Annotated in this window: 21 protein-coding genes and 2 tRNA genes; 19 read left to right on the top strand and 4 right to left on the bottom strand. The window is 69.3% G+C overall.

Going from position 1 to position 24,872, the window contains the following annotated elements:
• Positions 1–37: 37 nt before the first annotated feature.
• From BKH20_RS02925 to glgX, 4 genes are all read right to left on the bottom strand, one after another.
• On the bottom strand, positions 38–643 hold the full coding sequence (locus BKH20_RS02925; protein ID WP_070663068.1) for a DUF3000 domain-containing protein: 606 nt from the start codon (positions 641–643) through the stop codon (positions 38–40).
• 151 nt (positions 644–794) lie between these two features.
• Positions 795–2,597 (bottom strand): malto-oligosyltrehalose trehalohydrolase, encoded by a 1,803-nt coding sequence (gene treZ / locus BKH20_RS02920; protein ID WP_075389874.1) that lies wholly within the window; start codon positions 2,595–2,597, stop codon positions 795–797.
• Positions 2,594–5,221, bottom strand: a complete 2,628-nt coding sequence (treY, locus tag BKH20_RS02915; protein ID WP_075389873.1) for a malto-oligosyltrehalose synthase — start codon at positions 5,219–5,221, stop codon at positions 2,594–2,596. Before treY ends, treZ begins: the two co-directional genes overlap by 4 nt.
• A 90-nt stretch (positions 5,222–5,311) precedes the next feature.
• Entirely contained in the window at positions 5,312–7,519 is a 2,208-nt protein-coding gene (glgX, locus tag BKH20_RS02910; RefSeq protein ID WP_075389872.1) for a glycogen debranching protein GlgX, read from the bottom strand.
• A gap of 214 nt (positions 7,520–7,733) precedes the next feature.
• Between glgX and BKH20_RS02905 the strand changes: the two genes are divergently transcribed.
• The 19 genes from BKH20_RS02905 (at position 7,734) to yajC (ending at position 24,841) form a co-directional block, all read left to right on the top strand.
• Positions 7,734–7,806, top strand: a tRNA-Gly gene (locus tag BKH20_RS02905).
• A 1-nt stretch (position 7,807) separates the two neighbouring features.
• A tRNA-Val gene (locus BKH20_RS02900) sits at positions 7,808–7,882 on the top strand.
• 287 nt (positions 7,883–8,169) lie between these two features.
• The gene (locus tag BKH20_RS02895; RefSeq protein WP_075389871.1) at positions 8,170–9,411 is read left to right on the top strand and encodes a carboxylate--amine ligase; all 1,242 of its coding nucleotides are present in this window, start codon (positions 8,170–8,172) and stop codon (positions 9,409–9,411) included.
• The gene (locus BKH20_RS02890) at positions 9,412–10,722 is read left to right on the top strand and encodes a lipid II:glycine glycyltransferase FemX (protein ID WP_075389870.1); all 1,311 of its coding nucleotides are present in this window, start codon (positions 9,412–9,414) and stop codon (positions 10,720–10,722) included.
• A gap of 87 nt (positions 10,723–10,809) precedes the next feature.
• A complete protein-coding gene (thrS, locus tag BKH20_RS02885) occupies positions 10,810–12,861 on the top strand; it encodes a threonine--tRNA ligase (protein WP_075389869.1) in 2,052 nt (683 codons plus the stop codon).
• The gene (locus BKH20_RS02880) at positions 12,854–13,468 is read left to right on the top strand and encodes an HIT family protein (RefSeq protein ID WP_075389868.1); all 615 of its coding nucleotides are present in this window, start codon (positions 12,854–12,856) and stop codon (positions 13,466–13,468) included. The genes thrS and BKH20_RS02880 overlap by 8 nt, the downstream gene beginning before the upstream one ends.
• A 118-nt stretch (positions 13,469–13,586) precedes the next feature.
• Positions 13,587–14,219 carry a phosphatidylinositol phosphate synthase gene (pgsA, locus tag BKH20_RS02875; protein ID WP_075389867.1) on the top strand — a complete coding sequence of 211 codons (633 nt, stop codon included), beginning with the start codon at positions 13,587–13,589 and terminating at the stop codon, positions 14,217–14,219.
• Positions 14,216–15,214, top strand: coding sequence for a phosphatidylinositol mannoside acyltransferase (locus tag BKH20_RS02870; RefSeq protein ID WP_075389866.1), 999 nt, complete (start codon positions 14,216–14,218; stop codon positions 15,212–15,214). Before pgsA ends, BKH20_RS02870 begins: the two co-directional genes overlap by 4 nt.
• Positions 15,211–16,392 carry a glycosyltransferase family 4 protein gene (locus BKH20_RS02865; protein ID WP_070663058.1) on the top strand — a complete coding sequence of 394 codons (1,182 nt, stop codon included), beginning with the start codon at positions 15,211–15,213 and terminating at the stop codon, positions 16,390–16,392. Before BKH20_RS02870 ends, BKH20_RS02865 begins: the two co-directional genes overlap by 4 nt.
• A gap of 32 nt (positions 16,393–16,424) precedes the next feature.
• The gene (locus BKH20_RS02860; RefSeq protein WP_081381569.1) at positions 16,425–17,192 is read left to right on the top strand and encodes a hypothetical protein; all 768 of its coding nucleotides are present in this window, start codon (positions 16,425–16,427) and stop codon (positions 17,190–17,192) included.
• A 4-nt stretch (positions 17,193–17,196) separates the two neighbouring features.
• Positions 17,197–18,498 carry a PrsW family intramembrane metalloprotease gene (locus tag BKH20_RS02855; protein ID WP_075389864.1) on the top strand — a complete coding sequence of 434 codons (1,302 nt, stop codon included), beginning with the start codon at positions 17,197–17,199 and terminating at the stop codon, positions 18,496–18,498.
• A 164-nt stretch (positions 18,499–18,662) separates the two neighbouring features.
• A complete protein-coding gene (pdxS, locus tag BKH20_RS02850) occupies positions 18,663–19,565 on the top strand; it encodes a pyridoxal 5'-phosphate synthase lyase subunit PdxS (RefSeq protein WP_075389863.1) in 903 nt (300 codons plus the stop codon).
• A complete protein-coding gene (locus tag BKH20_RS02845; protein ID WP_430793307.1) occupies positions 19,562–20,269 on the top strand; it encodes an NUDIX hydrolase in 708 nt (235 codons plus the stop codon). The genes pdxS and BKH20_RS02845 overlap by 4 nt, the downstream gene beginning before the upstream one ends.
• Positions 20,270–20,317: 48 nt before the next feature.
• Positions 20,318–21,016 (top strand): pyridoxal 5'-phosphate synthase glutaminase subunit PdxT, encoded by a 699-nt coding sequence (pdxT, locus tag BKH20_RS02840; protein ID WP_218638147.1) that lies wholly within the window; start codon positions 20,318–20,320, stop codon positions 21,014–21,016.
• Positions 21,017–21,060: 44 nt separating this feature from the next.
• Positions 21,061–21,825 carry a YebC/PmpR family DNA-binding transcriptional regulator gene (locus BKH20_RS02835; RefSeq protein ID WP_070663053.1) on the top strand — a complete coding sequence of 255 codons (765 nt, stop codon included), beginning with the start codon at positions 21,061–21,063 and terminating at the stop codon, positions 21,823–21,825.
• Between the two features lie 71 nt (positions 21,826–21,896).
• Positions 21,897–22,502, top strand: coding sequence for a crossover junction endodeoxyribonuclease RuvC (locus tag BKH20_RS02830; RefSeq protein WP_256277504.1), 606 nt, complete (start codon positions 21,897–21,899; stop codon positions 22,500–22,502).
• Positions 22,503–22,616: 114 nt separating this feature from the next.
• On the top strand, positions 22,617–23,270 hold the full coding sequence (gene ruvA / locus BKH20_RS02825) for a Holliday junction branch migration protein RuvA (protein WP_075389861.1): 654 nt from the start codon (positions 22,617–22,619) through the stop codon (positions 23,268–23,270).
• Positions 23,263–24,303 (top strand): Holliday junction branch migration DNA helicase RuvB, encoded by a 1,041-nt coding sequence (ruvB, locus tag BKH20_RS02820; protein ID WP_075389912.1) that lies wholly within the window; start codon positions 23,263–23,265, stop codon positions 24,301–24,303. The genes ruvA and ruvB overlap by 8 nt, the downstream gene beginning before the upstream one ends.
• Positions 24,304–24,478: 175 nt before the next feature.
• Entirely contained in the window at positions 24,479–24,841 is a 363-nt protein-coding gene (yajC, locus tag BKH20_RS02815) for a preprotein translocase subunit YajC (RefSeq protein WP_070663050.1), read from the top strand.
• The last annotated feature ends 31 nt before the right edge of the window (positions 24,842–24,872 follow it).

Genomic DNA, 24,872 nt, shown 5'->3' with positions numbered 1-24,872 from the left:
GACGCAGCTGGGCGGGGCACGCCGGTGCGGCGGGGCGTCACCTTCCGGCTCCGGCGAGAGTGAGGGGGTGGACTGCGGCTGGTTCATGGCCGGAGGCGACCAGCAGCAGCTCGTGCCAGGCGGTGAGGTGGGGACCGAGCTGGGGGGTCGTGGGGGACCACGATGCCCGGATCTCGGCGTGGGCGCAGGAGTCAGTGAGAGTCAGCCCGCCGAAGGTCTCGGACAGGACCCTGGTGACGGTTCCGACCAGCGCGTGGTAGCCGGCGCGGGAGTCCTCCAGGCCGTCGGTGAGCCAGCTCCAGGCGGCGGACTCGAAGACGGGGTCCACGCCGATCTCGTCGTCGATGCGGGCGCGCGCCTGGACCACGATGCGGAAGTCTCCGTTCCAGGCCTCCTGGCCGTCGGGGTCGTGGAGGACGACGAAGCGTCCGGTGGCCAGGGGGGTGGCGCCGACTGTCTCAACGGTTTCGGCGCTCAGGGCGGCGGAGTAGGGGGCCAGGTTCTTGGGGGCGGGCACCTCCTCCATGAGGAGCCCTCGGGGGCGGGGCGCGTCGCGAAGGGACAGGAGCGCTTCCTCGAATCGTACGGGGATGCCACCTGCCTCGTTCTGACGCGGCCTACCGTTGACAGTCACGGATGCCACGCTAGTGCGCTACCGCAGCGGGCACATGAAGCCACGCCGCTGGGAGGGTTGCATTGTGTCAACGAGGTGCCTGCCTTTCTGAACGGATGTGCATCGGTTGCCTCCGGTGTACTGGCATCCGGTCGGTCGGGATGCCGCCTGGCGCGGCTCGTCAGCGTCGAGCGATGAGCGTCTGTCCGGGCGGCAGGCAGGACGGGGCGGAGCCGACGGGGTCCCAGGACAGGAGCACCTCGCTCAGCTTGGGAACGGGCCGTGGCCTCCCGGAGAGGTTGGTGACCACGACGATGTCCTCGTAGGTCACGGTGACAACGTCGTCGGCCTCATCGATCTGCGGCCACGCGGTGCGCTGGGACCAGGCCAGCTCGCGGCGCAGGGCGGTTAGTGCCCGGTACCAGGCCAGCATGCGGGCGTGGTCGGTCTTGTCCAGCTCCGACCAGTCCAGGCGCGAGGTCTCGACGGTCGCGGCGTCCTGGGGGTCGGGGATTTCGTCGGCGTCCCAGCCGAAGCCGGCGAACTCCCGGGCGCGCCCCTGGCTGACGCTGCGGGCCAGGTCCTCTTCCTCGTGGTCGGTGAAGAACTGAAAGGGAGTGCGGGTTCCCCACTCCTCGCCCATGAAGAGCATCGGCGTGTAGGGGGACAGGAGTACCAGGGCGGCAGTGGCGGCCAGGGCGGCATCATCGAGGCCGGCCGAGGGACGGTCCCCGACGGCCCGGTTGCCGATCTGGTCGTGGTTGGAGCCGAAGACGACGAAGCGCCTGGGGTCGGTGTCCTCGGGCACGGGGGCGCCCCAGACCCGGTCTCGGAAGGTGGACCAAGTGCCGTTGTGAAGGAAGGCGCCACCGTAGGCCTTGGTCCATGCCCCGGGCTCGGCGAAGTCGGCGTAGTAGGCCTGCGCCTCGCCGGTGATCCGTACGTGCAGGGCGTGGTGGACGTCGTCGGCCCACTGGGCGGTCATGCCCAGGCTGGGTGTCGCGGCGGGGGGCTCCTGGTCGGTGGGGGTGATGACCCCGACGTCGTTGAGGTCGGCCTCGGCCACCAGGCTCAGGGGACGGTCCAGCTCGTCGGACAGGGCGGCCACGGCGTCAGAGAGCTCGGCCAGGACGTGCGCCTGCGGCGGGTCGGCGGCCCCGGCGTCGTCCTTGATCTCGTGGATGGCGTCCAGGCGCAGGGCGTCGATGTGGAAGTCGCGCAGCCAGCGCAGGGCCGAGTCGATGACGAAGGCACGCACCTGATGACTGCCGTCGTGATCGTAGTTGATGGCCTCGCCCCAGGGGGTGTGGTGGGCAGGGGTGAAGTAGGGGCCGAAGACGCTGAGGTAGTTGCCCGACGGGCCCAGGTGGTTGTAGACGACGTCGAGGCACACGCCGATGCCGGCGCGGTGGGCGGCGTTGACGAAGCGCATGAGGGCCTCGGGGCCCCCGTAGGCCTCGTGGACGGCCCACAGGCCCACCCCGTCGTAGCCCCAGCCGGCTCTGCCGGGGAAGGCGGCCAGCGGCATGAGCTCGACGATGTCGACTCCCAGCTCAGCCAGGTGACCCAGCCGGGAGATGGCGCCGTCCAGGGTGCCCTCGGGGGTGAAAGTGCCCACGTGGAGCTCGTAGATGACTGAGCCGAGCAGGTCCTTGCCCGTCCAGTCCTGGTCGGTCCACTGCCAGGCGCTCGGGTCCACGGTTCGTGAGGGGCCGTGGACGCCGTGAGGCTGGAGGGCGCTGCGGGGGTCGGGGCGGTCGGGGGAGCCGTCGACGCGGAAGGCGTAGTCGGTGCCCGGTTCCAGGTCGAAGGGGGCGGTCCACCAGCCGTCCGGGGCCGGGACCATGTCGACCAGCCGGTCGTCCGTCCGCTCATTGCCGGGCAGGTGCAGCTCGACCCTTTTCGCCGCGGGGGCCCACACGGGCACGCGGGGGCCCACGGGGAGGGCCGGGGAACGCCAGGTCTGGGGGGCCGCCGGGCTCATCGGGCGGCCTCCTGGGCGGCGTGCTCCGAGTCGGTCTGGGAGTCGGGGGAGACGACCCTGGCCAGGACGACGACGGCATCGTCCCCGACTACCTCGGTCAGAGGCTGGTTGCCTCCCTCCACGGTGCCGCTGCGCAGGACGTGCTCCCAGGTCCCCTCCGGCAGCACGATGCTCTCCTCGCGCCAGCCCCCCAGCTGCTCGAGCCGCCGGGCCAGGCGCCTGACGATGACGACGACGTCGGGGACCTCGTCGAGCAGACGGGCGTAGGCGAAGGCGAAGGAGGTGGTCACTGGGATCGTGCGGTAGCCCGAGCGGGGACCGACGAAGGTGTGGGGGCGGCGGGCACGTAGGCGAGCCAGGCGCGAGGTGAGGAAGAGCTTGTCCTCATCGAGACTGCGCGGTGCGGCTCCGGAGTCGAGGCGCTCCAGGGCGCTGATGAGGCCCGAGGGCCCGGTGTAGTCGACTGCGCGGCGGTTGTCGGGGTCCACCAGTGAGGTACGGGTGGTCTCACTGCCCTGATAGATGTCGCTCACGCCCATCCAGGTCAGGGCCAGAGCCTTGCCGGCGAGGATCGCGGTGCGCACGGACCTGGCTGTCAGGGCCGCGAAGGCCTCGAGCTCGCCGGAGACCTCCTCGCTGGTGAGCAGATGGGTGGCGTAGTCGGTCAGGGCCTGCTCCCGAGCCAGGTCCGGGGCGGTCCAGGTGGTCCAGATCTTCTGCTCCCGGGAGGCCTTGATGAGGTAGGCGCTGAGCCGCTCGGGGGTCATGGGGTCGTCGCTGTCGGGTGCCCAGGTTCCCCACAGGGTCTGCCACAGCAGGTTCTCGCTGCGGCCGTCGAGGTCCGGGGGGCGGACCTGCGCGGTTATGGCGCGCAGCCGGTGGATGAGGTCGCTCCACTCCTCGGCGTAGGAGGCCAGCACGTCCAGGCGGGCGCGCACGTCCTCACCGCGCTTGGTGTCGTGGGTGGTGGAGGTGACCATCGTGTCGGGCCAGATGTTCTGGACCCGGTCGGCCCAGGCGTGGGCCTCGTCGGCACTCAGCGCGAAGCCGGCCGGGTTGCCGCCGACCTCGGTGAGACTGGTCAGGTGGGTCCAGCGATAGAAGGCCGTGTCCTCCACACCCTTGGCGGTGACGGCTCCGCACACCTGCTGGAAACGGATGATGGCCTCGGCTCGCTCGGGGGACTCCGACAGTCCCTCGGAGCCGACCGGCTCACCCAGGAGGATGGCGACCACGAGGTCGAGGGTCTCTCCCTGGTCCGGCTCGAGGCGCTGGCGGGCCCGCTCGGCGTCGGCCTGGAGGACGGCGGCCGTCTCCGGGCCGGGAGGCGTGCCGGGAACGACATAGACCCGGTACTGGTCCGCGGCCACGAGCAGCTCGACGACGCAGGCCCGCAGGTCGCGCAGGGTGTGGTCGCGCAGGCGCACGTCCTGTGAGGTCAGGCAGTCCAGGATGCGGGCCAGGCGGTCGACTTCGGCTGCCAGTGAGCCGGCGATGACCTCGCGCTTGGCCTCCTCGACGATGCTGTCGTAGTCCACGGGTGCGTCCCCGGTGAGCTCATGCATGAGTGCGCCCAGGCGGGCCGCGCCGGCGGGGTCCACCTGGAGCTGGTCGATCCGCCAGGCGGCGTCGTAGCCGGTGGTTCCGGCCACTGGCCAGGAGGTGGGCAGGGACTCGTCGGGCGCCAGGATCTTCTCCGCAGCGATCCACGCCCCGCCGGTGGCCTGAGCCAGCTGAGTGAGGTAGCCGCCGGGGTCGGCCAGGCCGTCGGGGTGGTCGACCCGCAGGGCGCTGATGACTCCGTCTCTCATGAGGTCGAGGATGAGGCCGTGGCTTCCGGCGAAGACGTCGGGATCCTCGACGCGGATCGCGGCCAGGGTGCCGACGTCGAAGAACCTCCGGTAGTTGATCTCCTCGTCGCCGACCTTCCAGTAGGCCAGGCGGTAGTGCTGGCGGTCGACGAGGACGTGCATCGGCAGTGACTCGGTACCCTGGGCGACGGGGTAGACGTGGTCGTAGTAGCACAGCACCCACTGCTCGCCCAGGTCCTCCTGGCCCGGAACCACCATCTGCTCCAGGGTGAGCTCGTCGTCGGCCAGGACGGCGCCGATGCGCTTGCCCAGGACCGGCATGAGGATGGGCTCGTCCAGGGAGAGGTCGAACCAGGCGGCGTAGGGGGAGTCCGGTCCCTCGCGCAGCACCGACCACAGGGGCAGATTGTGCCAGCCGGGGGTGGGCACGGCCATGTGGTTGGGAACGATGTCCACCACGACGCCCATTCCATGGGCGTCGGCCTCGGCGGCCAGGGCCTCCAGCTGTTCCCGCCCGCCCATGACGGCCGAGACCCTGCGGTGGTCGACGACGTCGTAGCCGTGGGTGGAGCCCGGCGCGGCGGTGAGGATCGGGGAGAGGTAGAGGTCGGTGACTCCCAGATCGGCCAGGTAGGGGACCAGGGCCTTGGCATCGGCGAAGGTCAGGTCCTCACCGAGCTGGAGGCGGTAGGTGGTCACCGGCGTGCGGTGCTCCGGAGCCGGCACGTGCCCCGACCAGGGCGCGTAGGCGGGTGTCTCCGCGGAATCCGCCGAACCTGCCTGATCCACTGCTGCGTCCACTGCGTCGGTCATGTCACTTCCTGAAGCTCGTCTGGTCTGCGTCGGGTGGTGCTGCTGATGGATGATGTGTCTGGTTTCGTGCCGCAGGGCCGCGGAGAGTCCCTACCTCGGGTGCCGCTCCGTGGTGGCGTCGGAGTCGGGGGCGTCGATGAGGAAGAGCATGGAGCGGGCCTCGACCACGACGGTGTCGTCAGCGGCGAGGACCGGGTCGGAGTCCCCGTCCACCGCGGGAGCCGTGTCCAACGCGACCTTCCAGGTGGGGGCGTAGCCCTCGCCGGGGAGGGTGAAGGTGATGTCCTCGTCGGAGGCGTTGATGAGCACGAGGAAGGAGTCGTCCACGATCCTCTGGCCCCGCTCATCGGGCTCGGCGATCGCCTCCCCGTTGAGGAAGACCATCATGGCCCGGGCGTACCAGGTGGTCCAGTCCTGGTCGGTCATGGACTCACCGGCCGGAGTGAGCCACTCGATCTCGCCGAGCTCGCTCTCCCCGCCGTGGCCGGCGTCCCCGGTGAAGAAGCGCCGACGTCGCAGCACCGGGTGATCGCGACGCAGCCACATCATGGTGCTGGTGAACTCCAGCAGGTCTTTGTCCTGCTCACTGAGGTCCCAGTTGACCCAGGAGATCTCGTTGTCCTGGCAGTAGGCGTTGTTGTTGCCCCCTTGGGTGCGCCCCAGCTCATCGCCGTGGCAGATCATGGGCACGCCCTGACTGAACAGGACAGTGGCCAGGAAGTTGCGGGTCTGGCGCTGACGCAGCTCGATGATCGTCGGATCGTCGGTGGGCCCCTCGGCGCCGCAGTTCCAGGACCGGTTGTTGTTGCTGCCGTCGGCGTTGCCCTCGAGGTTGGCCTCATTGTGCTTCTCGTTGTAGGAGGCCAGGTCGTGCAACGTGAAGCCGTCATGGGCGGTGACGAAGTTGATGCTGGCCACCGGGGTGCGTCCGGCGTGCTGGTAGAGGTCGGAGGAGCCGGTGATGCGGGAGGCGAACTCGCCCAGGGTGGAGGGCTCCCCGCGCCAGAAGTCGCGCACGGTGTCGCGGTACTTGCCGTTCCACTCGCTCCACAGGGCCGGGAAGCCGCCCACGTTGTAGCCGCCGTCGCCCACGTCCCACGGCTCGGCGATGAGCTTGACCTGGGAGAGCACCGGATCCTGGTGGATGATGTCGAAGAAGGCGCTGAGCTTGTCCACCTCGTGGAACTGGCGGGCCAGGGTTGAGGCCAGGTCGAAGCGGAACCCGTCGACGTGCATCTCAGTGACCCAGTAGCGCAGCGAGTCCATGATGAGCTGGAGGACCGCCGGCGAGCGCATGAGCAGTGAGTTGCCGGTGCCGGTGGTGTCGAAGTAGTGGCTGGCCGAGCCGTCGACGAGGCGGTAGTAGGAGCTGTTGTCGATGCCGCGGAAGGACAGGGTGGGGCCCAGGTGGTTGCCCTCGGCCGTGTGGTTGTAGACCACGTCCAGGATGACCTCGATGCCGGCCTCGTGGAAGGCCTTGACCATGGACTTGAACTCCTGGACCTGCTCGCCCTCGGTGCCGTAGGCGGCGTAGGTGTTGTGCGGAGCGAAGAATCCGATCGTGTTGTAGCCCCAGTAGTTCGACAGGCCCTTCTCCTGCAGGTGGGTGTCGTTGACGAACTGGTGAACCGGCATGAGCTCGATGGCCGTGACACCCAGGTTCTTGAGATGGTCGATGACGGCGGGCTGAGCCAGACCGGCGTAGGTGCCCCGCAGGTTCTCGGGAACCATCGGGTGCAGCTGGGTCATGCCCTTGACGTGGGCCTCGTAGATGATCGTCTCGTGGTACTCGTGGCCCGGGGGACGGTCATGGCCCCAGTCGAAGTAGGGGTTGATGACCACCGAGCGCATGGTGTGTCCCGCCGAGTCCTCCTCATTGCGCACCTCCGGGTTGTCGAAGGAGTAGGAGTACAGCGTCTGGGACGGGGTCACCTCGCCGGAGATCGCCTTGGCGTAAGGGTCCAGCAGCAGCTTGGAGGGGTCGCAGCGGTGACCGGAGGCCGGGTCGTAGGGGCCCGCCACCCGGTAGCCGTACTTCTGGCCCGGCAAGATCCCGGGCAGGTAGGCGTGCCAGACGTCGCCGTCGACCTCCTTGAGCGCCACCCGCTCCTCATGGCCCTCGTCGTCGAACAGGCACAAATCGACGCCGCTGGCGGCCGAGGAGTAGAGGGCGAAGTTCGTCCCCGAGCCGTCGTAGGTTGCCCCGAGTGGATAGGGGTAGCCCGGCCAGATCGGGCGCTGGGGGACTTCCTGAGGTTCCTGTGCGGCCTGAGGCGTCGGTGTCGTCGGCGTGGTCATAGGGACTACCCTGCCACGACTGAGGTGAGAAGGCAGGACAGTAGGAGAAAGACATGTCACGTCCGAGCGTCTCCTGAGAAGTCCCCGGGCGCTGCCCGGTGAGCGAGGCGGGTCGGCGCGGCGTGAGACACCTCATGGGACACGGGCTCGGGTGCGTTTTGCCTCCGAGGGATACCTCTGCTAACTTTCTTCCCGCACCCCACAAGGGTGTCACGCGGATGTGGCTCAGTTGGTAGAGCATCACCTTGCCAAGGTGAGGGTCGCGGGTTCGAGTCCCGTCATCCGCTCGGGCGATTGGCGCAGCGGGAGCGCGCTTCCCTGACACGGAAGAGGTCACTGGTTCGATCCCAGTATCGCCCACCAGAACCGACGGTCGAAACGAGCCCGGAGCCACAGCGGCCCGGGCTCTTGTCATTCTCCGGGGAGGTGGCTGCGCACCGGGTGGCATGTGTCACCGTCAGGCCGCGTTGTCGTCGTCGAGTCGCGGACAATCGCCTGGATTCCTGCTGGATTGCGGGTGTGGGGCGGCAGGGTTAGGGGGTGGCCCCGTGTCCGGATCGTGATGTTCCTGGGGTGGTCGGGAACGGGGCGTCCCGGCGTGCTCTACCATCTGGGGAGGAGTTGGTCCCTGCGGCAAGAAACGGATGGTTATGACGCAACGCTTCAGGCACCTGCTGCCCGTGGTCCTCGGCGGCGATATCGGCGCTTACGCCCTGGCTCGGCAGCTTCACGAGGTCACCGGCACATCGGTGACGGTCGTGGCCTCGGAACCGATCGTCGCGATCTCCGAGTCGGTCTACATCACCGTGGTCCACCAGGAGGCCGGGGCCCCACCGGAGCGGACCATCGCGCTGCTGCGACGGCTGGTCCAGGGCAGAGGGCCCCGCAGTGCCGTGCTCATGGCCAACACCGATGCCGCGGCCGCCATGATCTCCGCTCACCGCAGCGAGCTCGAGCCCACCTACGTCCTGCCCTTCCCGGACATCGACGTGCTCGACGCCGTCAGCGACAAGGCCTCCTTTTCCCGTCTGTGCGCCGAGGTGGGGGTGCTCACGCCCCGGGAGGTCGTCGTCGACCTGGCCGACCCCGAGTGCGAGCCGCCGACCAGCGTCAGCGAGCTCGGCCTGGAGTTCCCGCTCGTGGCCAAGGCGGCCATCGGCGCCGACTACGACCGCATCTCCTTCCCCGGCAAGCGCAAGATCTGGTTCATCGACGACGCCGCTGAGCTGGCCGGCATGTGGAGGAGCCTGAAGGAGGCCGGCTACCGCTCCACCTTCCTGGTTCAGGAGTGCATCCCCGGTGACGACACCGCCATGCGCTCGGTGACCGCCTACATGGACTCCACCGGTGAGCTGCGCCTCATCGGCTCGGCGCGCGTCCTGCTGCAGGACCACGCGCCCACCATGATCGGCAACCCGGTGGCCATGATCACCGAGGCCTTCCCCGACCTGTGGGAGGCCACCGGCCGCCTGCTGCGTCACGCCGGCTACCGCGGCTTCGCCAACCTTGACATCAAGGTCGACCCCCGCGACGGGCGAGAGCTCTTCTTCGAGGTCAACCCCCGCATCGGCCGCAACTCCTTCTACCTGACAGCCGCCGGCGCCAACCCCATGGCCGTCATGCTCAAGGATCTGGTCCTGGACCAGCGTGACGAGCCCATCGAGGTCTCCCGGCAGGTCCTTTACTCCCTGGTTCCCGACGGCGTCATCGCACGCTACGTGTCCGATGCGGCGCTGCGCCGCAAGGCCAAGGGCCTGGGGCGGGGCATCGACCCGCTGCGCGACCCGGCCGAGCGCTCGCTGCGCCGCCGCGTGACGATCGAGCTCCAGCGCCTCAACCACTACCGCAAGTTCGCCCGCAACTATCCGCAACGAGTCGACAGGTCCCGCTGAATGCCCGAGAACGAGAACATGCCCGACAGCACCACCCCCGACGCCACGACTGATTCCGCGACTGACGCCACGGTCGAGGCCGGCGCACCGACCCCCGAGAAGGCTCAGACGGCTCAACTCAAGGAACCCAAGGAGAAGGGGCACAAGGACGACGGGCCCGAGCAGCCCAGGCAGAAGGTCGACACGACCGACAAGCCCGCCCAGCCCGCCAGGGCCGAGAAGGCTGACAAGCCCAAGGCGCCTCGGCTCACGCACCCCGAGCCGGTGCACTCCACCCCGGACCGCTCCGAGACCCTGCGGCGGGTCGATGGGCGTGAGATGCGCCTGGCCGTGGGCAACAGCCCCTTCCCCGTGGAGCAGACCGAGGCCTGGGAGCGCTTCGAGGAGGCCATGGGCCGCCCCCTGTGGGGCCGCTACCTCTATGAGGACGAGGGCAAGCCCGTGGCCGCCATCGCCCTGTACCGCTACGAGATGGGCGGCCAGACCTTCCTGTGGGCCAAGCACGGCCCGGTCTGGCTCAAGGAGCAGTCGCCCGAGCGCGAGGCCCACCTGCGCCGTCTGCTGCGCTCAGTGGTCAAGGAGCGCAGCCGCTCGGTGCGCTTCATCCGTATGCACGCCCGCTACCGCGCTGCCGACCTGCGCGAGCTGCTGTCCACCATCACCTACGACCGCACCTACGTCATCGACCTGGTGCCCAAGACGCCGGAGAAGATGGCGGCGGTCATGCCCAAGGACGGGCGCCGTGCGGTCAAGCGCGCCGAGCGCGTGGCCCGGGAGGCCGGCTGCACCATCAGCGACGAGACCGGCCTGAGCCGCGAGGAGTTCGACGAGGTCTACGAGGTGCTGCGCGAGACCGCTGAGCGCGACGGCTTCAAGCCCCACGACGCCGAGGTCTACTGGACCATGCTGACGTCCCTGGGGGAGGGCAACGCCCGCCTGTTCGTCCTGCGCAAGGACGGCGTGCCCCACGCCTGGGACCTCATCCTCACCTCGGGCAAGGACGCCGTGGCCTACTACGGCGCCTCCTCCAACGAGTCGCGCACCTTCCGCGGGGCCGAGGCCCTGGACTGGTGGGCCGCCTGCACCCTGGCCCAGGAGGGCTACCGCGGCCTCGATCTCATGGGCGCCGGCTCCACCCGCGTCCCCGCGCTCTACACGGTGGGCCAGTACAAGAAGCGCTATGCCCAGCACGTCACTGAGGTGGACGGGGCCTGGGACGTCCCCGTCTCCCGCGTCATCTACTCCGGGATGTCCGTCGCCAAGCGCCTGCGTGACGCACTGCGCGCGCGGCGCGGCTCACGGGAGGACTGAGCCCGCGCGACCACGACGTAGACTCGCGGCCGAGCCGGGGTGCACCAGTACAGCGCCCCGCACCGATGCAGTAGAGGAGACGAGCCCGTGTCAGACCAGCCCAAGATTGAGATCACCCTCGACGGCGCGCCCTGCACCATTGAGGCGGGCAGCACGGGGGCGCTCCTCCTGCAGGACGCCGTCAAGAAGGACGGCGTCGTCGCGATGCGCGTCAACGGCGAGCCCTGGGATCTGGAGCGTCAGATCCCGGCCGGCGCCGTCGTCGAGCCGATCACCCTGTCCAGTGAGGACGGACTCAACATCCTGCGCCACAGCGCCACCCACGTCATGGCCCAGGCCGTCCAGGAGATGTTCCCGGGCGTCAACCTGGGTATCGGCCCCTTCATCACTGACGGCTTCTACTACGACTTCGGAGCCATCGACGCCGTCACCCCCGAGATGCTGCGCGAGATCGAGAAGCGCATGAAGCGCATCGTCAAGGAGGGGCAGCGCTTCGTGCGCCGCGACATCACCGAGGCCGAGGGGCGTGAGGAGCTGGCCGACCAGCCCTACAAGCTCGAGCTCATCACCACCAAGGGCGCGGGTGCCGAGGGCGCCTCGGTCGAGGTCGGCGCCGGCGGGCTGACCATGTACGACAACGTCCGACGCGACGGCAGCGTCGCCTGGACCGACCTGTGCCGTGGCCCGCACCTGCCCTCGACCCGCCTCATCGGGCAGGGCTTCGCGCTGACCAAGTCCTCCTCGGCCTACTGGAAGGGCGACCAGTCCGGCGACTCCCTCCAACGCATCTACGGCACTGCCTGGGCGACCAAGGACGAGCTCAAGGCCTACCAGACCCGCCTGGCCGAGGCCGCCAAGCGTGACCACCGCAGGCTCGGCGCCGAGCTCGATCTCTACTCCTTCCCCGAGGAGATCGGCCCCGGCCTGGTGGTCTTCCACCCCAAGGGCGCCATGCTGCGCCACCAGATCGAGCAGTACGTCGTCGAGCGACACCTGGACTACGGCTTCGACTTCGTCCACACCCCCGAGATCTCCAAGGGCGGGCTCTTCCACACCTCGGGCCACCTGCCCTACTACGCCGACACCATGTTCCCGCCCATGCTCGCCGACGAGGAGCGCGACGCCGAGGGCAACATCACCAAGGCCGGCCAGGAGTACTACCTCAAGGCCATGAACTGCCCGATGCACAACCTCATCTTCCGCTCCCGCGGGCGCTCCTACCGCGAGCTGCCGCTGCGCTTCTTCGAGATGGGCCACGACTACCGCTACGAGAAGTCCGGCGTCGTCCACGGGCTCACCCGCATGCGCGGCTTCACCCAGGACGACTCCCACACCTACTGCACCCCGGAGCAGGCCGGTGAGGAGATCCGCGCCCAGATCGACTTCTTCCTGTCCATCCTCCAGGCCTTCGGACTGACCGACTTCTACCTCGAGCTGTCCACCCGCGATGAGGACGGAGCCAAGAAGGACAAGTTCATCGGCTCCGACGCCGACTGGGCCGCCGCCACGCAGGCCCTCCAGAACGCCTGCGACGCCTCCGGCCTGAAGGTCGTTCCCGACCCGGGCGGCGCCGCCTTCTACGGCCCCAAGGTCTCGGTCCAGGTCAAGGACGCCATCGGCCGGACCTGGCAGATGTCCACCATCCAGTACGACTTCAACCAGCCCGAGCGCTTCGACCTGGAGTACACGGCCGCCGACGGCACCCACCAGCGTCCCATCATGATCCACTCGGCCAAGCTGGGCAGTGTGGAGCGCTTCATCGGGGTGCTCACCGAGCACTACGCGGGGGCCTTCCCCACCTGGCTCTCCCCGGTGCAGGTCCGCCTCATCCCCGTGGCCGAGGCCTTCGACGCCTACGTCGACGACGTCGCCGCCCAGCTGCGCGCTCAGGGAGTGCGCGTCGAGGTGGACCACTCCGATGACCGCTTCGGCAAGAAGATCCGCAACGCCTCGAAGGACAAGATCCCCTTCACGCTCATCGCCGGGGGAGAGGACGCCGAGGCCGGTGCCGTCTCCTTCCGGTTCCGTGACGGTCAGCAGACCAACGGCGTGCCCGTCAAGGAGGCCGTGAGCCACATCGTCAGTGTCATCAACGCCCGTATCAACGACCCGGCAGGGGAGAAGCTGCACAGTGACTGAGGAAGCGACTGGAGCGATGATCAGCGCCCCCGGAGCCGGTGACCACGTCGAGGTGGAGGCGCCCTTCTACCACGAGGGCGCTCCGCAGGCCTTTCAGCGTCTGTGGACCCCGCACCGCATGGTCTACATCGGGGGGCAGAACAAGCCCTCGGACGACACCCCCGCACAGTGCCCGTTCTGCACCGGGCCGGAACGCGATGATGAGGAGGCCCTCATCGTCCACCGGGGCCAGACCAGCTACGTCATCATGAACCTGTACCCGTACAACACCGGTCACCTGCTGGTGTGCCCCTACCGACACATCTCCGACTGGACTGAGGCCACCGCGCCCGAGCGTCAGGAGATCGGTGAGCTGACCGCCACGGCCATGAGTGTCGTGCGCTCGGTGAGCCACCCCCACGGATTCAACCTGGGGATGAACCAGGGCGAGGTCGCCGGTGCGGGGATCGCCGCTCACCTCCACCAGCACATCGTGCCACGCTGGAAGGGGGACGCGAACTTCATGCCCATCATCGGCCGGACCAAGCCCGTGCCCCAGCTGCTCGGCGAGCAGCGGGACATGCTCGCCGCCGCCTGGTCCGCCCGGACCGGGCAGAGCGGGGACTGATCTCCTTGGCCCTTCTTGACGCACTCCGCCAGGATGAGGGCAACACCCTCCGTCCCAGTCTATACCGTGCCATCACGGCTCGTCTCTCTGACTGCTCCACCCGAGACCTAAGGATCTCATGCTCGGCAACCACGGCCGCGGCCTGACCAAGGCCCTGTTCACCCGTCCCGCCCTCGCGCTCGGGCGGCTCGGGGTGACCCCCAACATGCTCACTGTCACCGGAACGGTCCTGTCCGTGACGGCAACGGTCACCCTGCTGCCGCAGGGACACTTCGTGGCCGGGCCCCTCGTCCTGCTCGTGGTGCTGGTGGCCGACTCCTTCGACGGCATTCTGGCCCGAGCCACTGGGAAGAGCTCAGTCTTCGGAGCCTTCCTGGACTCCACCATGGACCGCCTCGCCGACGGGGCCGTCCTGGGCTCCCTCGCGGCCTGGGCGGCCCTGTCCATGCCCACCGGCGTGCTGCGCACCGTGACTGTCGCAGCGGCCCTGGTCGCCGTCGTCATGGCGGCCACGGTTCCTTACGCCCGGGCGCGGGCCGAGTCCATCGGCGCCACCGCCTCCGTGGGGATCGCCGAGCGCACCGACCGGCTCCTCGTAGCGCTCGGCGCCACCTTCATCGTGGGGCTCGGGGCTCCCCAGTGGGTGCTCACCATCGGTCTGCTCTATGTGGCGATCGCCTCCTTCATTACCGTGATCCAACGCGTGCGCACCGTCTCCCAGCAGGTCCGTCAGGCGGATGATCCGGCATGAGGCTGCGCCTGCCCGCCGTCTCCGACGCCTACCGCCTGGCCTGGCGCGGTACCCGCCACCTGCCCGCGCCGGTGGGCTACGGCCTGGCGCACACCGTCGCGGACGCGCTGTGGGCCTGGCAGCGCCTCAGGCGCTCAGCCACCGGGGTGGGACAGCTCGAGCGCAACCTGGCGCGCATCCTCCCCCCGGGGACTCCGCCACGTGCTCTGCGCCAGGCCACCCGAGCCGGCATGCGCTCCTACATGCGCTACTTCTACGAGGCCTTCGCCCTGCCCGGAATCACCCCGGAACAGGTCCTCGCGCGCGTGCGCACCGACATCGACCCCCAGCTCCATGAGGACGTGCGCGCCGGCAGCGTCGTCATGGCCCTGCCGCACATGGGCAACTGGGACCTCATCGGAGCCTGGGCCTGCCGTGAGCTGGCCACCGTCCTGACCGTCGCCGAGCGCCTGGAGCCCGAGGACCTCTTTGAACAGTTCGTGTCCTTCCGTCAGTTGCTGGGCATGCGCATCATCGGCCAGGCCCACGGGGAGAAGGTCTTCGACCGCCTCCTGCAAACGGCGAGCCAGGGGCACTACGTCGTCGCGCTCCTGGCCGATCGGGACCTGTCCTCGGCCGGCATCACCGCGCGGCTGGGCGGCGCCACCGCCCGGGTGGCCGCCGGTCCCGCGGCGATCGCCCAGCGCCTGGGACGCCCCCTGTACGCCGCCTCGATCCACTACGAGCCACTGAGCGGCCGGCGACGCCGCCTGGCCGGATCGCCCTGGGGGCTCGTGCTGACCGCCCGCAGGGTTCCGGCGCCCCGGCACCTGGAGGGACGCGAGCAGGTTGTAGCGCACACTCGCGCCTGGGTCGCCGCACTGGAGCCCCTGATCGCCGAGCACGCTGAGGACTGGCACATGCTCCAGCCCGTCTTCGACGCCGACCTGGACCAGGAGCGCCTGGCTCGCAGCCACGCCCGTGACCAGCAGATCGCCCACGAGGAGGACGCATGAGGATCGGTATCGTCTGCCCCTACTCCTTCGACGCTCACGGAGGAGTCCAGGTCCACGTCATGGACCTGGCCAGTGAGCTCTTCCGCCGTGGCCACGAGGTCCAGGTCCTTGCGCCGGCCTCCCAGGACACCGACCTGCCGGACTGGGTCACCAGCGCCGGTGACTCCATCGCCATTCCCTACAACGGCTCGGTGGCGCGGCTCAACTTCGGTGCCCTCGTGGCCAGGCGGGCCCGACGCTGGCTCGATGCCGGGGACTTCGACATCCTTCACATCCACGAGCCCATCACCCCCAGTGTCGGGATGCTGGCCCTGCAGGCCGCCACCGGACCGGTTGTGGGCACCTTCCATGCCGCCATGGACCGTTCGCTGGCCCGCGAGCTGTTGAGTCCGGCGACGGTGCCGCTCATGGAGAAGCTCTCGGCCCGCATCGCCGTCTCCGAGGAGGCCCGCCGCACCCTCATCCAGTACCACGGCGGTGACGCCGTCGTCATTCCCAACGGTGTCAATGTGGGGCCCTTCGCCGACGCGCCCAAGGACGACCCCCGGTTCCGGGGCACGGACGAGGCCCCCACCATCTCCTTCCTGGGGCGCCTGGACGAGCCCCGCAAGGGACTGCGGGTCCTGGCCGACGCCATCCCGACGGTGCTGGAATCGGTGCCGGGAGCGCGCTTCCTCGTCGCAGGACGAGGGCAGGCCCAGGAGATCCGTGAGGAGCTGGCCCGCTTCGGTGACTCCGTGGTCTTCCTGGGAGGGGTCAGCGACGAGGACAAGGCCGCCATGCTGGCCTCGGCCAGCTGCTACGTGGCCCCGCAGACCGGAGGGGAGTCCTTCGGCATCGTCCTGGTGGAGGCCATGGCCGCCGGTACCCGGGTCATCGCCTCCGACCTCAAGGCCTTCTCCGACGTGCTCGGCGAGGGCCGTTACGGGGCGCTGTTCCACAACGAGGACGGCGGCGACCTGGCCCGAGTCATCATCGACACCCTGCAGGACGCCACCGCCGCCCAGGCCCGCGTCCAGGCGGCCAGTCAGGTGGTCGGCCGCTACGACTGGTCCGCGGTCACCGACGAGGTCCTTGACGTCTACGACATGGCTCTGTCCACCGCCCACACCCGGGTGGAGCCCGCCCCCGGTTCGCGCACCATGCTGGGCCGGCTGCGCGATGCCCTGGATGACTAGCAGCTGATCTCAGGAGTGATGAGGAACCGACCATGGCAGCAACCATGACGACGGCCATGACGCAGCCCGTTGATATCCCGGCCGGTGCGACTACTGCCCTACCAGCGCTCTCCTCCGCGGGGGCCGGTGTGACGACTGCGCTGATGTGGAGCATCGTCGTGCTGCTGGTCGGGCTGGCCGTGGCCACCGGGTGGGCCCTCTATGCCAGGGCGGTGCGAGTCGACCGGCTGCACCGGCAGGTGCTGGGAGCCCGAGCCACGCTTGAGGCCCAGCTCGTGCACCGGGCCGAGGCCGCGGCGGAGCTGGCCACCGTCCCGGCCCTGGATCCGGCCTCCGGACTGCTGCTCAGCCGGGCCGCGCGCGAGGCACTGGATGCCGAGGGGCCTCTCGTCGACGACGGTCTGGACACCTCCACGCCTCTTGAGTGCGCCCCCTCCTCTCATCCTGCCTCAGGCGGTGCAGCGCTCCCGGCGCCAACCACCCGCAGCCGGGCCCTCATCGAGTCCGATCTCAGCAGGGTTCTGCGGACGGTGGTCTGCGAGCCCGCACGCCGCGAGCTGTCCGCCGACCCGCTGAGCGTGCCCGCGCTCAACCGCCTGGACCGGGCCTGCTCCCGCTTGGTCCTGGCCCGAAGGTTCCACAACACCCACGTCAGTGAGGCCCAGGCGCTCAGGGGACGGCTACTCGTCCGGATGTTCCACCTGGCTGGGCACGCGCCCATGCCCCAGACCTTCGATGCCGACGACGACACTACCCCCGAGACGCAGCCCGAGCGCGACGACGAGGTGCAACCGAGGTGAATCCATGAGCATGCCCCCCAGCCCCTGGGCCCCCCGCCCCGGATACCGGCGCTCCAGCGCCCTGCCGCAGATCTCAGCCGATTCCGGTCCCCTGACCGGAGTCGGGCAGCGTTACCAGGTTCATCGTGACTCTCAGGGCACGCCTCCTTCGCGGGACTCAGATTCTCAGGATGGCCGGCAGCAGCACGCGCAGGTGGCCTCCCTCATCCCACCTGGCATCCCGGCGAAGGTCGGGGCACTCGTCATGCTGACCGCGATCGTTCTCTTCTCTCTGTACACCCTGTATTTCTTCTCAGGGCTTCATAAGGACTTCGGGCCGGTCGTGCTCCCGTCGTTTCTGTTGGCACTCATCCCGCTATGCGGTGTGCTGGTGGTCACGATGCTGCTCGCGGGAGTGTTCTGGTACGTTCGCTGGGAGCCTAGGCCTCCCGGGGTGTTCACAGCGGTCACTCTCATAGTGGCATTCCTGTGGGGGACGAGCGTGTCCACCCTGTGCTCCATGGTGGTCAACGGCTGGGTGGCTCGGGTCATCACCGAGGCCATGGGGGACCCGGGTGCAGCTGGTGTGATTTCAGCGCCTCTGGTTGAGGAGCTGACCAAGGGGCTGGGTGTCCTGTTCGTCTTCCTCATCTGGCGCCGCGCGATCAATGGGACGATTGACGGGGTCGTGTATGCGGCGTTCACTGCCGCCGGATTCGCCTTCGTTGAGAATATTCTCTACTTCGTTCAGGGATGGGAGTACGTGAGGACCATTTTCGTCATGCGCGCACTGCTGTCTCCATTCGCTCACCTGACGTTCACTGCCTGCACTGGGGTCGCCATCGGCGTCTCCTCTCGCAGGCGGTCCCAGTACGCTTGGGCGTGGATGGCTCCTGTGGGCCTGGTCGGTGCCATTGTGCTTCACGCGACCTGGAACGGGTTCGTCGCCGAGAACTTCGGGGTGTATCTGCTGCTTCAGTTCCCCTTCTACGCTCTGTGCGCCGGGCTGGTCTCGTGGTTGCGTTGGAGTGAGCGTCGGTCCATGCGCCGGGGGATAGAGGACTACGCCCACGCCGGCTGGTTCTCCCCGGCCGAGGTTCAGATGCTCACCACCGGTGGGGGGCGTCGGGCGGGCAGACGGTGGGCCGTCACCAGGGGGCCGCAGGCCGCAGCGGCCATGAACACGTTCCAGAAAGGCGCTGCGGAGCTCGCTCAGCTGCGCCAGCAGGCGGTGGACAGCCATGTTCAGGGTGAGCTGTCGGTCAAGGAGACCGAGCTGCTCACCCGAATCAGCTCGGCGCGCCGATCCTTCCTCGGGGCCGGTTAGGAGGCGTCAGGAGCCGAATGTCCTGCGACGGTTCAGGTCTTGCTGCGCGAGCACCGGGGACTGTTGCGCAGGCACGGAGTAGCATGCGTGGCGTCAGCATTTTCACGGAGACGTTGCTGTCGCCCCCCGAGCGGCAGCCACGGCTCACGGCCAGAGGACCACGATTGAGCACAGAGCAGATCACCCCCAGCACCGGCACCCTCACCGTCAAACGCGGCATGGCGGACATGCTCAAGGGTGGAGTCATCATGGACGTCGTCACGCCCGAGCAGGCCCGTATCGCTCAGGACGCGGGAGCCGTCGCCGTCATGGCGCTCGAGCGCGTCCCCGCCGACATCCGAGCCCAGGGCGGCGTTGCCCGTATGAGCGACCCCGACCTCATCACCGGCATCATCGAGGCGGTCTCCATCCCGGTGATGGCCAAGGCCCGTATCGGCCACTTCGTGGAGGCCCAAGTCCTCCAGAGCCTCGGCGTGGACTACATCGATGAGTCCGAGGTCCTCACCCCGGCCGACTACACCCACCACATCGACAAGCTGTCCTTCACCGTTCCTTTCGTGTGCGGAGCCACCAACCTGGGCGAGGCGCTGCGCCGCATCACCGAGGGCGCGGCCATGATCCGCTCCAAGGGGGAGGCCGGAACCGGGGACGTCTCCAACGCAGTGACCCACATGCGCACGATCCGCGATGAGATCCGTGGCCTGACCTCGCTGCCTGAGGACGAGCTCTATGTGGCCGCCAAGGAGCTCTCCGCTCCCTACGAGCTCGTCGCCGAGGTTGCCCGCACCGGCCACCTGCCGGTCGTGCTGTTCACCGCCGGTGGCATCGCCACCCCGGCCGACGCCGCCATGATGATGCAGATGGGGGCCGAGGGCGTCTTCGTGGGCTCGGGCATCTTCAAGTCCGGTGACCCCGCCAAGCGGGCCGCCGCCATCGTGCGCGCCACCGCTCAGTTCGACGACCCCGACGTCATCGCCGAGGTCTCGCGCGGACTGGGCGAGGCGATGGTGGGGATCAACGTCGACGAGATCCCCGAGCCCCACCGCCTGGCGGAACGCGGCTGGTGACCGGCTCCTCGCAGGACGCCGGTCACCTCGTCGTCGGTACGGATAACGGTTCCACCGGCCGCCTGGTCGGTGGACGCCACCCGGTGCTGGTCCCCGAGGACTGGGACCAGCACCTCGACGCCACCGAGTGGAGCCTGGGGGAGGACGGTCTGCCCTTCAGGACAGCTGCCCGGGTTCTGGCCGTGACCCAGGACGGCGAGGTGCTGCTGCTGGTGGGGCACGACGCCGCGGACCCGGCTCACAGCTGGATCTTCACCCCGGGAGGAGGAATCCACAGTGGTGAGGACCCCCGTGCCGGGGCCGTGCGTGAGCTGGTTGAGGAATCCGGGATCGAGGTCGCCCCCGCGGACCTGGAGGGGCCCGTCGCCCACCGGGAGGCGATCTTCCGCTTCGCCTCGGTCACGTGCCGTCAGGACGAGATCTTCTTCCTCCTGCACCTGCCGACCCGGCGCCCGGTCAGGAAGGACGGCTGGACGTGCCTGGAGCGCGACGTCGTCGACTCCATCTCCTGGTGGAACGTCGAGCAGCTGCGGGCCGCCCAGCAGCGGGGGCGGGAGATCTACCCCGTGCGCCTGCCCGAGATCGTGGGGGAGCTCGCCTCGGGCTGGAACGGCCGACGCCTCGACCTGACCGATCCGGTGGACTGCAAAGTCCTGGCCGAGCTCGCGAGCAACCCGGCCCGTCACTTCGACCCCAGCACTTGAAGGAACCCGATGACCGACCAGAGCCATGCCCACCGCCCGGTCCAGACGATGGACGCCCACCACCCCCGGGCGCTGTTCCCCGCGCTCGCAGCACCCGACTCCCGCCCCACGATCGGGATCCTGGCCCTTCAGGGCGACGTGCGTGAGCACTCCTTGGCCCTCGAGGCGGCCGGAGCGCGACCCGTCGTCGTACGCAGCGCCGCCGATCTGGGTGACGCCCCCGGCGACCGGCTTGACGGCCTGGTGATCCCCGGTGGGGAGTCGACCACCATGAGCACGCTGCTGGTCGCCTTCGACATGCTCGCGCCCCTGCGTGAGCTCATCGGTGCGGGCCTGCCCGCCTACGGGTCCTGCGCCGGGATGATCATGCTGGCCGACCGCGTCGAGGGGGCGCAGGAGGGCCAGGCCTTCCTGGGGGGCATCGACATGACGGTGCGCCGCAACGCCTTCGGCCGTCAGGTGGACTCCTACGAGGAGGACCTCATCGCCCCGGTACTCGGTGCGGGGCGGGACCGACCGCTGCGCGCCGTCTTCATCCGGGCGCCCTGGGTGGAGGAGGTGGGCCCGGGCGTCGAGATCCTCGCCACGACCCGCGCTGGACGTGCGGCTGGGGTCGGTGGGGCCGACGGCGGTAGGATCGTCGCGGTTCGTCAAGGGGCCCTGCTCGCCACGTCCTTCCACCCGGAGGTCGGAAGCGACCACCGGGTCCACGACGTCTTCGTCTCCATGGTGACGCGCCGGGCCTGAGTACGTTCGGCCGCGCCCTCAGCATCGACTCCCAAGGAGCATTAATGTCGGGTCACTCCAAGTGGGCCACCACCAAGCACAAGAAGGCCGCCATTGACGCCAAGCGCGGCAAGCTCTTCGCGCGCCTCATCAAGAACATCGAGGTCGCCGCCCGCACCGGCGGCGGTGACCCCACCGGTAACCCCACTCTGTTCGACGCCATCCAGAAGGCCAAGAAGAACTCCGTGCCGGCGGACAACATCACCCGCGCCGTCAAGCGCGGCAGTGGCGAGGAGGCCGGTGGCGCCGACTGGCAGACCATCATGTACGAGGGCTACGGCCCCGGAGGGGTTGCCTTCCTCGTCGAGTGCCTCACCGACAACCGCAACCGGGCCGCCTCCGACGTGCGCGTGGCCTTCTCCCGCAACGGCGGGAACCTGGCCGACCCGGGCTCGGTGGCCTACAACTTCACCCGCAAGGGCGTCGTCGAGGTCGCCAAGGCCGACGGCGTGGACGAGGACTCCATCCTCATGGCCGTCCTGGAAGCCGGCGCCGAGGAGGTCGAGGACATGGGCGAGTCCTTCGAGATCTACTCCGAGCCCGGCGACATCGTCGCTGTGCGTACCGCCCTGACGGAGGCGGGGATGGACTACGACTCCGCCGAGGTCCAGTTCGTCGCCGGCACCAAGGTGGAGGTCGACATCGAAGGAGCCCGGAAGGTCTTCCGCCTCATCGACGCCCTGGAGGACTCCGACGATGTCCAGAACGTCTACACCTCGGTGGACCTCAGCCCGGAGGTGGCCGCTGAGTTCGCAGGCGACGAGGACTGAGCCCCCTGGACCTCGCCGACTCCCGGCCGCGCTCGGCTCGCGCCGTCGTCGCCCAGCAGCGGGTCCTGGGAATCGATCCCGGACTGACCCGCTGCGGTCTGGGATGCGTGGACGTCGACCCTCGCCGTCAGGTCCGCCTGGTGGAGGTTGGCGTGGTTCGCACGCCGCCTTCCCAGAGCCCCGAGCTGAGGCTGCTGACCATCACGGAGGCCATTGAGGACTGGATCGCCCGCCTGGGCCCCTCCGTGGTGTCCATCGAGCGGGTCTTCGCGCAGGACAACCTGCGCTCCGTCATCGGGGTCGCCCAGGTCATGGGCACGGCGATGGCCACGGCGGCGCGCGCAGGCCTGGAGGTCGCTCAGCACACGCCCAGCGAGGCCAAGGCCGCCGTCACCGGCTCGGGCACGGCTGACAAGACCCAGGTCCAGGCCATGGTCACCCGCATCCTCGGCCTCGACGCCCCGCCCCGGCCGGCCGACGCCGCCGACGCCCTGGCCCAGGCGATCTGCCACGGCTGGCGCGGCGGCGGAACGGGGACGGACGATGCCACCGAGATGGTCTCCGCCGGGGGAGCGGTGCGTGTCTCAGCCCGCACGCCGGCACAGCGCCAGTGGGCCGCCGCCCAGGCCGCGGCCCGGCGCACCGGTGCCGTTGACCCGCGACGGGTGCGGCGCTGAGGGCACCGCCGGACTCAGGCTGCTAGGATCCGAACGTCTGTTCGAGCCCCGTCGGCGTCCGTCAAGTCGACCTGAGGGCGCTCAACCCGCTGAGAACCCCAGGAGAAGTCGCCCATGATCGCCTCCCTGCGCGGCACTGTCCTCAGTGTCGGCCTCACCAGTGCCGTCATTGAGGCCGGCGGCGTCGGCATGAGTATCCAGGCCACGCCCACCACGCTGTCCGGCCTCAAGGTCGGTGAGGAGACCCTCGTCCACACCGAGATGGTGGTCCGTGAGGACTCGCTGACGTTGTTCGGCTTCGCCGACACCGATGAGAGGGACAGCTTCCGCACCCTGATGAGCGCCAAAGGGGTTGGGGCCAAGCTGGCGCTGGCGATGCTGGCCGTCCACACACCTAACGCGCTCAGGCGGGCCATCGCCTCGCAGGACGTCGCCGCCCTGACGCGGGTGCCAGGCCTCGGCCCCAAGGGTGCTCAGCGCGTCATCCTGGACGTGGCCGACAAGCTGGGTCCTGTCACCGGGGATGATCTCGGGACCGCGCGGACCGCTGCGCAGACAGCCGGGGGGACGGAGACGATGACCGCAGGCGGTCCCGAGCCCCACGCCGAGGTCGTCGCCGCCCTGGTGCAGCTCGGCTGGAACGAGGCCAGTGCGCGCCAGGCCGTCACCTCCGTGACGGCTGATACCGTCCAGGCCGACCAGGAACCGGACATGGCGGCACTGCTGCGGGCCTCCCTGAGGTGGTTGGGGGGTGGGCGCCGTGGCTGAGTCCGATGAGCTCGACCGGCAGCGCCTGGTCGGTGGCGGCGCCGATGCCACCGAGCGTGCCGCAGAGGCGGCCCTGCGGCCCAAGCGCTTGGAGGACTTCACCGGGCAGGAGGTGGTGCGAGGCCAGCTCTCGGTGGTGCTGCGCTCGGCTCTGGCCCGCGGGGTGACGGCTGACCACGTCCTGCTCTCGGGGCCGCCCGGGCTGGGCAAGACCACCCTGGCCATGATCATCGCCGCAGAGGTGGACGGCTCCCTGCGCCTGACCTCGGGACCGGCCATCCAGCACGCCGGAGACCTCGCGGCCATCCTGTCCTCCCTGGAGGAGGGCGACGTGCTGTTCATCGATGAGATCCACCGCCTGGCACGGACCGCCGAGGAGATGCTCTACCTGGCGATGGAGGACTTCCGCGTCGACATCGTCGTAGGAAAGGGTCCCGGGGCGACCTCCATCCCCCTGTCCCTGCCTCCCTTCACCGTCGTCGGAGCCACCACGAGGGCGGGTCTGCTGCCCGCGCCGCTGCGTGACCGTTTCGGTTTCACCGGGCACCTCGACTACTACGGGCCGGGCGAGCTCACCCGGATCCTCACGCGCAGTGCAGGTCTGCTGGGCGTGAGCCTGGAGGCTGACGCCGCCAAGGAGCTGGCCTCACGCTCCCGCGGCACACCTCGTATCGCCAACCGGCTGCTGCGCCGCGTCCAGGACTGGGCGGAGGTGCACGGGCGGCCCGGCCGGCTCGACCTGGCGGCGGCCCGCGGCGCCCTGGACATCTTCGAGGTCGACGCCCTGGGCCTGGATCGTCTGGACCGCCAGGTGCTCGAGGCCCTGTGCACGCGATTCGGCGGTGGCCCGGTGGGGCTGACGACGCTGGCGGTCAGCGTGGGGGAGGAGCCCGAGACGGTGGAGACCGTGGCCGAGCCCTACCTGGTGCGCGAGGGGCTGGTGGTGCGCACCCCGCGGGGGCGGGCGGCCACGCCGGCGGCCTACAGTCACCTGGGACTTGAGCCCCCTGCCGAGGGATCATTGTTCTCCTGAGCGACAACCGGGTAATGTGATCACTTTGTAACCGGCTGGTACCCAGTTGTGCCCGACCACTCGCCAACGGTAGGTAAAGCTCTGGCCCACGTGCCATAGACTCGCCACTGCCGGCCTGTGACAGTCGTAGGTCTGCATCAGCCGAGACTGCCTAGTCGAAACGGAAGAGGCCTCCATGTCGTCGTATTTCCTCTGGATCATGCTCATCGGGATGCTCCTGATGATGTGGTTCGTCAGCCGCAGGCAGCGCGCGGTGCAGGAGGAGCAGAAGCGCCGTACTGAGAAGGGCCTGGTGCCCGGCAACTGGGTTCGCACCATCGGAGGCTTCTACGGCACGGTCGTTGAGGTCGACGGCGATGTGGTCACCCTGGCCACACCGCTGGGCGACGAGACCCTGTGGAGCAAACGGGCGATCGCTGCTATCGAGGAGCCGCCCTTCGGTTCCGCCTCCGCCCATGAGGAGCCCGGTTCAGACGTCGAGCAGGCTGACGACGACAGCCGTGAGCCCGAGCAGGACGCGGCCGAGCCGCAGTCCTGACATCGCGAAACGACCGTTCACCCACGATGTG

Source organism: Actinomyces oris (assembly GCF_001937445.1).
Lineage (GTDB): Bacteria > Actinomycetota > Actinomycetes > Actinomycetales > Actinomycetaceae > Actinomyces > Actinomyces acetigenes.
This window is presented reverse-complemented; position numbering and strand designations above follow the sequence as displayed.